Origin of the sequence: Thalassospira sp. UBA4513 (assembly GCF_002388495.1) — a bacterium.
GTDB lineage: Bacteria > Pseudomonadota > Alphaproteobacteria > Rhodospirillales > Thalassospiraceae > Thalassospira > Thalassospira tepidiphila.
This window is the reverse complement of sequence record NZ_DGMR01000037.1, coordinates 50,016-61,985: the sequence shown is the minus strand read 5'-3', so window position 1 is coordinate 61,985 and position 11,970 is coordinate 50,016. Positions and strand designations below refer to the sequence as shown.

General features: G+C 54.1%; 12 protein-coding genes. 5 read left to right on the top strand and 7 right to left on the bottom strand.

Annotated features, from left to right (window positions below):
• Nucleotides 1-41: 41 nt before the first annotated feature.
• On the bottom strand, nt 42-530 hold the full coding sequence (locus B2T33_RS15205) for a MarR family winged helix-turn-helix transcriptional regulator (protein ID WP_008891073.1): 489 nt from the start codon (nt 528-530) through the stop codon (nt 42-44).
• 322 nt (nt 531-852) lie between these two features.
• On the opposite strand from B2T33_RS15205, the gene ectA reads away from it, so the two are divergent.
• From ectA to mazG, 5 genes are all read left to right on the top strand, one after another.
• The gene (ectA, locus tag B2T33_RS15200; RefSeq protein WP_286792491.1) at nt 853-1,401 is read left to right on the top strand and encodes a diaminobutyrate acetyltransferase; all 549 of its coding nucleotides are present in this window, start codon (nt 853-855) and stop codon (nt 1,399-1,401) included.
• A gap of 126 nt (nt 1,402-1,527) precedes the next feature.
• Entirely contained in the window at nt 1,528-2,811 is a 1,284-nt protein-coding gene (gene ectB, locus B2T33_RS15195) for a diaminobutyrate--2-oxoglutarate transaminase (RefSeq protein WP_197147450.1), read from the top strand.
• A 66-nt stretch (nt 2,812-2,877) separates the two neighbouring features.
• Nucleotides 2,878-3,279 carry an ectoine synthase gene (locus B2T33_RS15190; RefSeq protein WP_008891076.1) on the top strand — a complete coding sequence of 134 codons (402 nt, stop codon included), beginning with the start codon at nt 2,878-2,880 and terminating at the stop codon, nt 3,277-3,279.
• An 83-nt stretch (nt 3,280-3,362) separates the two neighbouring features.
• Nucleotides 3,363-4,868, top strand: a complete 1,506-nt coding sequence (locus B2T33_RS15185; RefSeq protein WP_197147449.1) for an aspartate kinase — start codon at nt 3,363-3,365, stop codon at nt 4,866-4,868.
• Nucleotides 4,869-5,027: 159 nt separating this feature from the next.
• On the top strand, nt 5,028-5,852 hold the full coding sequence (gene mazG / locus B2T33_RS15180) for a nucleoside triphosphate pyrophosphohydrolase (protein ID WP_197147448.1): 825 nt from the start codon (nt 5,028-5,030) through the stop codon (nt 5,850-5,852).
• A 6-nt stretch (nt 5,853-5,858) separates the two neighbouring features.
• Here mazG and B2T33_RS15175 read toward each other — a convergent pair whose 3' ends face one another.
• From B2T33_RS15175 to B2T33_RS15150, 6 genes are all read right to left on the bottom strand, one after another.
• Nucleotides 5,859-6,683, bottom strand: a complete 825-nt coding sequence (locus B2T33_RS15175) for an inositol monophosphatase family protein (protein WP_252724118.1) — start codon at nt 6,681-6,683, stop codon at nt 5,859-5,861.
• A gap of 14 nt (nt 6,684-6,697) precedes the next feature.
• Complete coding sequence (hflX, locus tag B2T33_RS15170; protein ID WP_414716644.1) at nt 6,698-8,029, bottom strand: GTPase HflX; 1,332 nt, start codon at nt 8,027-8,029, stop codon at nt 6,698-6,700.
• A gap of 7 nt (nt 8,030-8,036) precedes the next feature.
• Nucleotides 8,037-8,294 carry an RNA chaperone Hfq gene (gene hfq / locus B2T33_RS15165; RefSeq protein ID WP_008891082.1) on the bottom strand — a complete coding sequence of 86 codons (258 nt, stop codon included), beginning with the start codon at nt 8,292-8,294 and terminating at the stop codon, nt 8,037-8,039.
• Between the two features lie 121 nt (nt 8,295-8,415).
• Entirely contained in the window at nt 8,416-9,102 is a 687-nt protein-coding gene (locus B2T33_RS15160; RefSeq protein ID WP_197147446.1) for an HAD family hydrolase, read from the bottom strand.
• A gap of 63 nt (nt 9,103-9,165) precedes the next feature.
• Nucleotides 9,166-10,545, bottom strand: a complete 1,380-nt coding sequence (gene trkA / locus B2T33_RS15155) for a Trk system potassium transporter TrkA (RefSeq protein WP_008891084.1) — start codon at nt 10,543-10,545, stop codon at nt 9,166-9,168.
• A 42-nt stretch (nt 10,546-10,587) separates the two neighbouring features.
• Nucleotides 10,588-11,967, bottom strand: a complete 1,380-nt coding sequence (locus B2T33_RS15150) for a sigma-54-dependent transcriptional regulator (protein ID WP_008891085.1) — start codon at nt 11,965-11,967, stop codon at nt 10,588-10,590.
• Between the last annotated feature and the right edge of the window lie 3 nt (nt 11,968-11,970).

Below are 11,970 nucleotides of genomic sequence, written 5' to 3'. Positions count from 1 at the left end.
TTATTTACAACGAACTAAAGGAAACATTGATCTCACTGCATTCAGTGTCGATCTACCGCCCTTTCAACAATCTCGTCGTGGTCCAGAACGGGGGCGACGTCGATATCACTGGCATCCATCATCCCTGAAACACGTTGCAGGGCTGCGATGAGAAACGTCTGTTCCCATTCTTCAAGATTGTTGAACTTGTCCGAAAAACGGTCATGAAGCGCCATCGGCGCGCGATCCAGAATGGCCCTGCCTTGATCGGTAAGCCTGACGAACACCTTGCGCTTGTCGGTGTCGCCGCGCTCGCGTGTCACAAGCCGCATCGCCTGCAACTTGTCGACAAGCGCCGTGGTCGATGCCTGGGCCAGATTAACCTTGGCCGCGATCTGGCCAACCGTCATCTCACCGAATTCCTCAAGCGATTGCAAAACAAGAAGCTGGGATGTTTTAAGCCCGGTCACTTTACCAAGCTTTTTGGCGTGGATATCACTCGCCCGCAAAATGCGGCGGATGGAGATCAACGCTTCATGCAATTTATCCATTGTTATTTTCCGGACGTTTTTCGTTTCTATAGCAAGCGTTGTTTTAGCCCCGGACCCGCGGCTGCGCAACGCTTTAAGACACTTTTATATCGAATTTCGATCATTTATTCCATCGATTATCGCTCTATTCAGGAAACAATATTTCATCGAAAGAATATTATCCTTATCGAAGGGCGATACATCAATGTTTAGCTTAATATCAATAACTTATAGAGTTTCACAGGAAAGTCACAGAGAAGGGGTTGATCAATTTGTATCGTTGTTCTATACATCTCTCGCGACATAAATGATCGTGTATCGAAATAACAGAGCAGGCAGACCGATGAAAATTGCCAACACAAACGGCAATACCGGCCAGAAAGCCAACCTGATTATCCGTAAACCCAAGGCCACAGACGGCGCTGCGGTGAATAACCTCATTGCCGACTGCAAGCCGCTGGATGAAAACTCGATGTATTGCAATCTGCTGCAGTGCTCGCACTTCTCAGGCACGTGCGCGATTGCCGAACTGAACGGCGAAGCCGTCGGTTTCGTTTCGGGCTATATCGTCCCCGACCAGCCTGATCAGCTTTTCATCTGGCAGGTGGCAGTTTCGCCCAAGGCCCGAGGCCTGCGTCTGGCGAAGCGTCTGATCCTTGACATTCTGGATCGTCCGTCCTGCCACAACGTCTCGCAGCTGAACACAACGATCACCTCGACGAACGCACCGTCGCAGGGTGTCTTCCGTTCCGTTGCGCGCGAACTGGGTGCTGATGTTAAGCGCAAGGTCCAGTTTGAACGCGAAACACACTTCGAAGGCGCCGCTGCCAGCGAAATTCTTTGGCAGATCGGTCCGTTCGAGCGCGAAGACGTCGAACGCGTCGCCGCCTAATCCGGCTGACCTAATTTCCCCACTTGTCATACGCGAAATGGCATCGACCATTTCTGGAACATCCGGCACGCCGGAACGTTCGGTATGACAGGTGGACTTGATTTTCCCAATCTGAAAGAGGGAACTATGACTGTATTTGATCGCCTTGAATCGGAAGTTCAGAGCTATGCACGCTCCTTCCCCGTAACCTTTGAAAGTGCTGAGGGCGCTTGGCTGACCGATGTCGATGGCAACCGCTATCTTGATTTCCTTGCCGGTGCCGGCACGCTGAACTATGGCCATAACCATCCTGTCCTGCAGGAAAAGCTGATTGATTATATCAAATCAAACGGCGTAACCCATGGTCTCGACATGCACACCAAGGCCAAGGCAGCCTTTCTTGAAGCGCTCGAAGAGAAAATCTTCAAGCCGCGCGACATGGAATACAAGGTCCAGTTTACTGGCCCGACCGGCACCAACGCCGTCGAAGCTGCTCTTAAACTGGCCCGTCGCGTCAAGGGCCGCGAAACCGTGATTTCGTTTACCAACGGCTTCCATGGTTGCACGCTTGGTTCGCTTGCCATCACGGGCAACGAACATCATCGTGGTGCTGCTGGCGTCTCGCTTGATAATGCTGTTGCAGTACCGTTTGACGGTTACATGGGTGACGGTGCTGATACCACCGAGTATCTGGACCGTGTCCTTTCGGACAACTCCAGCGGCATCGCCCTGCCCGCAGCCGTGATCGTCGAAACCCTTCAGGGTGAAGGTGGCCTGAATGCCGCTGACTTTGGCTGGCTCAAGAACCTGGAAAAGGTTTGCCGCAAGCATGACATCCTTCTGATTGTCGATGACATTCAGGCGGGCTGTGGCCGTACCGGTACGTTCTTTAGCTTCGAACCTGCTGGCATCAAGCCGGACGTTATCACGCTGTCGAAATCCCTTTCGGCGTATGGTCTTCCGCTTGCCGTAGTTCTGATGAAGCCGGAACTCGATGTCTGGCATCCGGGCGAACATAACGGCACCTTCCGTGGTAACAACCACGCGTTTGTGACTGCCGCTGCTGCGCTTGACCATTTCTGGTCGGATGACAAGTTTGCTGCTGATGTACGCGACAAGGCTGCGTTCCTCGAAACGCGCCTCGATGAAATCATTGATCGCTATGGCGATGGCAAACTCTATCGCAAGGGCCGTGGCCTGATGCAGGGTATCTGCTTTGAAAGTGGCGAACTGGCATCGAAGGTCACCAAGGAATGCTTCAAGCATAACCTTGTGATCGAAACCAGTGGTCCGGAAGATGAAGTGGTCAAATGCCTTGTGCCGCTGATCATCTCCAAGCAGGATCTGGCACATGGACTGGAAATCCTTGAACTGGCAACCGCCAAAGCCATGGGCAAGGACGTTTCCCCGTCCAAAGCAGCCGCTGAGTAACATAGTTTGGGCGACGCTTAACTGCGTCGCCCGGCCCCACAACTTAATTATATCAAAGAGTTAAAAATGATTGTTCGTACTCTGAAAGAATGTGAAGCATCCGGTCGCCGCGTGGTTTCGGACAACTGGGAAAGCACCCGCCTGTCGCTCGCCGAAGATGGCATGGGTTTCTCGTTCCACATCACCACCATTTATGCCGGCACCGAAACCGAGATATGCTACGCCAACCATTTCGAGACGGTTTACTGCATCTCGGGCAACGGCGAAGTCGAAACCATTGCTGACGGCAAGAAATACAAGATCGAGCCGGGCACGGTTTACATCCTTGACAAGCATGACCGCCACTATCTGCGTGGCGGCACCGAGGACATGGTAGTTGCCTGTGCCTTCAACCCGCCGCTGAATGGCCGTGAAGTGCATGACGAGAACGGTGTTTATCCGCTCGATGGCGAAGCACTCGCAAGCTAACAATTTCTGGTCGGGCGGCACCTAACGACTGCCCGACCATTTAAAGCATATTCTTTAAAGGAAACGCCCCTAAAGGAGGCAACATGCTTTCAGCCCAGAAAAACAAGGACGCAGGGCATAGCGTTCACAAGATCGGCGGTACGTCGATGACCCAGGTTGATGCGGTCATGGACAACATTCTTGTCGGCAACCGTAAGGAAGACGAGCTTTACAACCGTGTCTTTGTTGTTTCGGCATATGGCGGTTTTACCGACCTTTTGCTGGAAAACAAAAAGACCGGTGAACCGGGCGTCTATCAGCTTTACGCCGGCTCGGAAACCGATTGGGCCTGGGGCGATGCCTTGACCAAGGTCTCCGAAAAGATGTGCGCCATTAACGAAGAAATTTTTGGCGACGCGCCGGAACTGAAACTTGCCAATGCCTTTGTACAGGAACGCATTGAAGGCACGCGCAGCTGCCTGATGGATCTTCATCGTCTGTGCAGCTTCGGTCACTTCAAGCTTGAAAAGCATCTTCTGACCGTACGTGAAATGCTGTCAGCCATTGGTGAAGCGCACAGTGCGCACAACACCATGCTTCTCCTGCGCGCCAAGGGTGTGAATGCGGTCTTTGCCGATCTTTCGGGCTGGCGTGAGCCAGAGGCCTCTACCCTTGATGGTCGTATTGGGAAGGTGTTTGATGACATCGACCTTTCCAAGCAGCTTGCCATTGCGACGGGCTATGCCCAGTGCAGCGAAGGCCTGATGAGCATCTATGGCCGTGGCTACAGTGAAGTGACCTTCTCGCGCATTGCCTGCCTGACCCAGGCGCGCGAAGCGATCATTCACAAGGAATTCCACTTGTCGAGTGCTGATCCGCGCATCGTCGGCGAAGATGCTGTGCGCCCGATTGGCCGCACCAGCTACGACGTGGCCGACCAGTTGTCGAACATGGGCATGGAAGCCATCCACCCGCGTGCGGCCAAAGGCCTTCGTCAGAACGATATTCCGCTGAGGATTGCCAATACCTTTGAACCGGAACATCCGGGCACGGTTATTGACGATCATTGGGAGCCGGAAAACAGCCGTGTTGAAATCGTGACTGGCGTTCCGACCGCGTTCGAGATTGAAGTCTTCAATCAGGATATGGTTGGTGTTCCAGGTGGCGAGGAAGCGATCCTGAACGTTCTGAAACGTTACAAGGTCCCGACCGTTACCAAGAACCTGAACGCCAATACGATTACGCATTACGTGTCGGCACCGCTCAAGCAGATCCGCCGCTGCGTTGACGAGATCGAGGCAAATCAGCCAGAGGCAACCGTTCAGACCCGTAAGGTCGCTATTGTCTCGGTGATTGGTGCCAACATCGAACAGCCGGGTCTGTTCGCCCGCGCGGTATCGATCCTTGATGATGCCGGTGTTGAACTGGTGGCCTCCCACTATCCGAGCCGCCGCGTTGATCTGCAGTTTGTTGTTGCCGAAGGCGACTTCAACAAGGCAATTGTCGCCCTGCATCGCGGCCTCGTCGAAGGCAAAAAAGAAGAAAGAGCATCATCCAAGCAAACCAAGGATGACAGCACCGAAAAACAGGAAAAGCTCAAGGCTGCATAAGCCAAAAGGGCATCCGAACATCACAGCAAAACCCGCAAGTGCCGCATTGGCCTTGCGGGTTTTGTTTTGCCTTGATCATATGCTTGTCAGTTTTGATGCAGCGCGATAGGACTTAAAGGATAATCGGGGCACACCAGCAAAACAGACGGGACATCGACCATGACCACGCATAACAGCAAAGCCATCAACGAACTCCTCGACGTCATGGCAAAGCTGCGCAATCCCGATGGTGGCTGCCCGTGGGATCTCGAACAGGATTTCTCCACCATTGCCCCCTACACCATCGAAGAAGCCTACGAAGTGGCTGATGCGATTGCCGACAATGACATGCCAGAGCTTTGCAACGAGTTGGGCGATCTGCTGTTGCAGGTGGTGTTCCATGCCCAGATGGCGAAGGAAGCCGGTCATTTCGAGTTCGAAGACGTCGCCAACAGCATCGTTTCAAAAATGATCAGCCGTCATCCGCATGTTTTTGGCGACGGGGATGCTACGACGACCGATGGCGTCAATCAGACTTGGGAAAAGATCAAGGCCGCCGAACGCGCCCGGAAGGCCGAAGACAAAGGACACGAACGCCACAGCGCCCTTGATGGGGTCGCAAGCGCCCTGCCCGCGTTAATGCGTGCGGAAAAACTGACCAAACGCGCCGCGCGTGTCGGGTTCGACTGGCCCAGCACCGATGAAGTCTTTGACAAGCTTCACGAAGAAATCGACGAACTCAAAGCCGAAATGACGGAAAACCCGGATCCGGCCCGTTTGCAGGATGAACTTGGTGATATGTTGTTTGTGATGGCCAATCTTGCGCGCAAGATCGGTGTTGATCCCGAAGTGGCCCTTCGCGGCGCGAACCATAAGTTCACCAAACGCTTCCACTTCATCGAAGACGAACTGGCACGCGACGGCCGCACGGCTGCGGACTCCGATCTGGCTGAAATGGATAGTCTCTGGGATGTGGCGAAAAAGACCGAACGCGGTCAGGTCTGATCAAACTCAGGTAAAGAGCGGTATCAGAATTTCATTGATTTCTGCCCACAGCTCCTCGGAGCTGGCGCACAAAAGTCCGGCCGCCGTGGCATTGGCGTTATATTCATTGTTCTTGTCGGCAGTGATATAGCGCGCATAGCCACCAGCCTCACGCACCAGCAATGTGCCCGGCGCATGATCCCAGGGTTTAAGTGTCCGATAGGCACAGAAATCAAACGCCCCACGCGCTGTTTCCTCATACTCGGCACCACAGCAGGAATAATGCGCAACATCGGCAAAGAAATCGAGATGGCCGTAATGCTTGCGGATGCGGTCCCGTGCGTAGGAAATCAGAAAACCTTTGGCATCAGACGCCTTGGTGATGTTGGAACGCACGGAAACCGGCTGATCCCGGTAACGCGTCCCCGACCCCAGTTCTGCAACGGTTGCCGCCCCTTCAATCGGATCGACAATCCAGGCAGCAACGGTTTCGCCACCAGAATAAAGGCCGACCATGCAACGGAACGGTTGTTTGTGATGGGCGAAGTTCTTGGTGCCATCCACCGGATCAATGATCCAGAACGGATCATCGCCAGCAAAGATCCGCTCCTGCAAAGTCGGGTCTTCATGGGCGGCTTCTTCGCCAAGGGCGCGGCTGCCCGGCAAAAGATCGGTCAAACGGCGAGTCAGAACGCGCTCAGCTTCAGTATCCGCAATCGTCACCAGATCCATCGCATGGGTCTTGGTATCGATATCTGCATCATCCAACTGGCCAAAACGCGGGGCAATTTCAGCAGCCGACACTTCCCGAATGATTTCGGTCACTTTGTCCATATCGACTTTAATCGCCACGCGCTCTCTCCCTATCAAACCAGATGAACATCGAGCCCGGCCTTGGCACACCAGTCTTCGAAACGGCCAACGCGGGTCGTATCGACGCGCACCTGAACCGAAATGCCGTCGGCACCTTCGTTGCGTTTCAAAACCTCGCCCTGCTCATAAAGCCGCGCCAGTGATTTGCCATCCGAATACGGCACACAAAGCTCAAACACCGGCATATCTTCGGTCAGCCGGTCTTCAATCAGGCCAAGCAATGCATCGCAATTGGTACCTTTGATGGCTGAAATCGCGATCGTATTGTCATGGCGCGCAGAATATTCCGAAACGGCTTGCAGTTCTTCGCCTTTGAGCTGATCAATCTTGTTCAGCGCCTCGACAAGTTCCTCGCCGTCAATCGCCTTCTTAAGCCCAAGCTCCTTAAGAACTTCAAGCACATCAAGCTTTTGCTCTTCGGTTTCCGGCGAAGCCGCATCGCGGACATGAACAATCAGGTCGGCTTCAAGAACTTCTTCAAGCGTTGCACGGAACGCCGCGACAAGATCGTGCGGAAGATCTGACACAAATCCCACGGTATCAGACAGAATAACCTTGCGACCACTTGGCAGGATCAAACCACGCATGGTCGGATCAAGCGTCGCAAACAGCATGTCCTCGGCAAAGACCTCGGACACGGTCAGCTGGTTAAACAGCGTCGATTTACCGGCGTTGGTGTAACCGACAAGAGCCACAATCGGATACGGCACCCGACGGCGTGCTTCACGGTGAAGTTCGCGCGTCCGTTTGACTTCTTCAAGCTCACGACGGAGCTTGGCAAGCTTGTCACCGATCAAACGACGGTCGATCTCGATCTGACGTTCACCAGGACCGGCAAGGAAGCCACGCCCACCACGTTGACGTTCAAGGTGCGTCCACGTCCGGACAAGGCGCGACCGCTGATAGCTCAGCAGTGCCAGTTGAACCTGCAAACGGCCTTCACGCGTCCGCGCGCGATCAGCAAAGATTTCAAGAATCAGGCCGGTCCGGTCAATAACCTTGCATTTCCACTCGCGTTCCAGATTACGTTGCTGGATCGGGGAAAGCTGGCCGTTGATCATGACAATGTCGGCCTCAATGGCCTTGATCTGCAGACCAAGACGTTCGGTAACGCCTTTGCCAAACAGGGTTGAAGGCCGCAATTTCGCGATGGGCACAATTTCCGCGCCCACCACTTCAAAATCAAGTGCACCCGTAAGACTGACCGCTTCTTCGAGACGCGACGATGCGTCGCGCCAAGCACCGGTCTGGTCTGCGCGTTTTAGTTCCGGGTGGAAAACTAGGACCCGGGGAGCTTCTGGCGTATCGCCGCCCCCCGAAGTCAGAGATTCTTCAGCTATTTTCTTCTTCCGTCGCAGGCTGGCTCGGATCAAACAGTTTGATCGGCGTCGTCGGCATTACCGTCGAAATCGCATGTTTGTATACGAGCTGGGTATGAGCATCGCGCCGCAGCAAAACAGAGAAATTGTCAAACCAGGTAATGATGCCCTGCAATTTGACTCCGTTGACCAGAAACACGGTAACCGGCGTTTTGTTTTTACGGCAATAATTCAGGAAGACGTCCTGAACATTCTGTGATTTTTCCGCCATCGGTTAGACCTAGCCTTCTTTTATGAGCGTTTTTTTGGTTTCGGGCGGTCAAGGAAAATGTGGAACCGTCGACTTAAAGGTCTGTCACGATTCCGGCCCCATTTTTAATGACCTCTATGAACTATAAGACTTTCGAGAAGCCTTTTACAACCCCTACAAGCGCCCCGCAATCAGCGAAATGCCAATCAGGGCTAAGAGTCGCGGAATTCTGCGTATCGCCGTGACCGGTAATTTCATCGCCAATCAGAATTGCAGTCGCCCCGACGTTGCGCGCGCACTGAATATCGACCACGCTGTCGCCAACAAACCACAGATTCTCATATTGCGGCGCCGAAGAGTCGCCCATCGCCAGATGCACCGGATCGGGTGCCGGTTTGTCCTTGGCGGCATCGGTTGCACCGACAATCCTGCCAAAAAATGGTGTCCACCCAAGGTGATCGGCTTCCTTGCGCAAGAAATCCCCGTTCTTGTTACTGACCACCCCGATATAAGTGCCGTTATCACGCAGTGCACATAACAGATCATGCGCCCCGGCCAACGGCATCAGGGTTTCAAGATGAATAGACTGGAAGTGACCATAAAAGCTGTCTTTGGCCTGCTCCCAGCGATCTTCACCAAACAAGATCGGGAAACTGTCTCGCATCGAGCGCGCGACACGCTGCTTGGTTTGGTCAAGCGTCCATGTCTCAAGCCCGAAGTCGTCAAATGTCATGTTAAGCGCTGCCTGGATCGTTCCCCAGCTATCGACAAGGGTGTTATCCCAGTCAAATATGACGGCCTTTGGCGGATGGGGCAATTGATCAGACATTTGAACTTCCGTTGGCAGGATCGGGAATATATTGTATGAGGATTACGGCAGCGCTCTGATTTATCAGAAGTATTCCAGACGAACAGCGAACATCTTTTCGACCTTCTTGATCTGTTCCGAACCGGCAAATACGACAATCCGGTCGTTGGCCTCGATCACGGTGGCGGCGCGCGGCATCACAACTTCGCCATCGCGCAAAATGGCCCCAAAGACCACGCTTGCCGGCATCGCGATATCCTTGATCGCCTTGCCAACAATTGGTGCAGTTTCAAGTGCCTCTGCCTCAAGAACCTCGCCAAAGCCCTCTGACAGGCTGTGCACGGCACGAATACGGCCGCGGCGTACATGATGCAGGATGGTCGACACCGTCGTCATACGCGGGCTGATCACCACATCCACGCCAAGTTCGGAAACCAGCGAGTTATAGGTGCTTTTGTTAATCAGGGTCAGCGCACGCGGGCAGCCATACCGCTTGGCCAGAAGTGATGCCAGAATGTTGGTTTCATCGTCATTGGTCAGCGCAACAACCGCCTCGGCATTGCCGACATTGGCTTCTTCAAGCAGTTCCGGATCAAGAACGTCCCCGCGCAGAACAACGCTTTTCTTTGGCAGTTTCTGCGCGACATAGCGCGCGCGTTCCGGATCGGCTTCGACCAGTCGGGTGGTCACCCCCGGGAAGTTCTTGTTGATTTCCTCGGCCAGGAACAATGCGATGTTCCCGCCGCCAAAAATCACGATACGGCGTGCTTCGGGGTCTTCATGACCAAAGGCCGACATTGCGCGATCCACCTGGTCGCTCGATACGGCAAGATACACAAGGTCACCCGCCAGCATCTGGTCATCGCCCTTGGGATAGACGGCCTTGTCACCGCGGATCATGCCAAGGATCGAGATGTTAAGATCCGGGAAAAGCTGATGAAGCTGACGCAACGGCGTATTGATCACCGGGCAATCATCGCTACACCGGATGCCAAGGATTTTGACCTTGTCATCGGCAAACGGGATCATGTCGAACGCACCGGGTGCCTGAAGGCGGCGTGCAACCGCGCGCGCGACTTCCATCTCGGGCGAAATCACCACATCAATCGGAAGCTTTTCACGGCCAAACAGGCTGGCCCATTCCGGCTGCAAATAAGTCTGGCTGCGGATACGGGCAATTTTGGTTGGCACGTTAAACAGCGAATGCGCCACCTGACAGGCTGTCATATTGACTTCATCGGCAAAGGTCACCGCGATCAGCATGTCGGCCTCTTCGGCGCCGGCCTGCTGCAACACATCCGGGTGCGACCCAAAGCCAATGATGCCCTTGACCTCAAGCGTGTCGGAAATCTTGCGTACCAGTTCTTCGGACTGGTCGATCACGGTTACATCATTGTTTTCCGCAGCCAGATATTTGGCAATGTGGAACCCCACCTGCCCGGCGCCGCAAATGATGACCTTCATTTCGAATTCTCCCGTTCACAACAGTCCATGGTGAGTTTGGGCTTATTGACCGTTCACACCAAGGCTTTTCAGCTTGCGATGCAAGGCTGAGCGTTCCATGCCGACAAAGCTTGCCGTTTTGGAGATATTCCCGCCAAAACGGTCGATCTGTGTCTGGAGATATTCTTTTTCAAACATCTCCCGCGCTTCGCGGAGCGGCAATGCCATGATTTCACTGGTCTTGTCAAAACTTAGCGACGTCGGCACGTCAGAAAACAGCTCTGATGGCAGCATTTTACCACTGATCAGATCCACCTTGTCGTCATCATCGGGCGCCATGATCATCAATCTTTCGATGACATTGCGCAACTGGCGCACATTGCCCGGCCAATCATAAGCATGCAGGGTTGCCATTGCCTCGGGCGAAAGTTTCCGTTTGGGAAGCCCCGTCGCATCGGCATAACGATCAAGGAACATTTCCGCCAACATCGGAATATCTTCGCGACGCTGCTGCAAGGATGGTACTTCAAGCGGCACAACATTGAGGCGGTAATAAAGGTCCTGGCGGAATTTCTGCTCGGCAATGCGTTGTTCAAGGTCGCGTGCAGTTGTTGCGATAACGCGCACATCAACATTGACCGGAACCGATCCGCCAACGCGTTCAAACGTTTGATCCTGCAAAACCCGGACAATCTTGCCCTGGGTTTCAAGCGGCATATCGGCCACTTCATCAAGCAACAAGGTCCCGCCATGGGCCAATTCAAGCACGCCTGTGCGCGCCTCACGATCCGAAGTCGCAACCGCACCAAACAGCGATTCTTCCATGGTGTCGGGCGAAATATTGGCACAGTTCAGCACGACAAACGGCGCCTCGGCACGGGCGGATTTCTGATGGATCAGGCGCGCGACAACTTCCTTGCCCGATCCGGCCGGCCCATGGATCAGAATGCGGCTGCCGGTACGCGCAACCCGTTCGGCCGACTGGCGCAGGTTGTTCAAAACCGATGATTTGCCAACGAGTTCGGTATCGCCGCCGGCCCGCAAGGTCAGTTCACGGTTTTCACGGCGCAGGCGCGCATCATCAATGGCGCGTTCGACCACCATCAAAAGGCGGTCAGTATTGAACGGTTTTTCGATGAAGTCATAGGCACCGATGCGCGACGCTTCGAGTGCCGTTTCAATATTACCGTGACCGGAAATCATCACGACCGGGACTTCGCTGTGCTCGCGCTTGATCAGCTTAAGCGTCTCGATGCCATCGTGATCGCTTTCATCCATCCAGATATCAAGCACCACAAGGCTCGGCCGACGGGCGGCAACCTCTGACAGCGCGCCCTGGCTTGATCCTGCCTGACGGGTTGTATAACCCTCGTCCTCGAGGATGCCTGATATCAGAGCCCGGATATCTTCTTCATCGTCGACAATAAGAATGTCGTGCGCCATGTC

Bases quoted from the DNA above. Each gene is read 5' to 3' on its own strand.
- hfq (WP_008891082.1), bottom strand. From the start codon at position 8,294: ATGGCGGAAAAATCACAGAATGTTCAGGACGTCTTCCTGAATTATTGC.
- ectA (WP_286792491.1), top strand. From the start codon at position 853: ATGAAAATTGCCAACACAAACGGCAATACCGGCCAGAAAGCCAACCTG.
- B2T33_RS15150 (WP_008891085.1), bottom strand. From the start codon at position 11,967: ATGGCGCACGACATTCTTATTGTCGACGATGAAGAAGATATCCGGGCT.
- B2T33_RS15205 (WP_008891073.1), bottom strand. From the start codon at position 530: ATGGATAAATTGCATGAAGCGTTGATCTCCATCCGCCGCATTTTGCGG.
- mazG (WP_197147448.1), top strand. From the start codon at position 5,028: ATGACCACGCATAACAGCAAAGCCATCAACGAACTCCTCGACGTCATG.
- B2T33_RS15160 (WP_197147446.1), bottom strand. From the start codon at position 9,102: ATGTCTGATCAATTGCCCCATCCGCCAAAGGCCGTCATATTTGACTGG.
- ectB (WP_197147450.1), top strand. From the start codon at position 1,528: ATGACTGTATTTGATCGCCTTGAATCGGAAGTTCAGAGCTATGCACGC.
- B2T33_RS15190 (WP_008891076.1), top strand. From the start codon at position 2,878: ATGATTGTTCGTACTCTGAAAGAATGTGAAGCATCCGGTCGCCGCGTG.
- B2T33_RS15185 (WP_197147449.1), top strand. From the start codon at position 3,363: ATGCTTTCAGCCCAGAAAAACAAGGACGCAGGGCATAGCGTTCACAAG.
- trkA (WP_008891084.1), bottom strand. From the start codon at position 10,545: ATGAAGGTCATCATTTGCGGCGCCGGGCAGGTGGGGTTCCACATTGCC.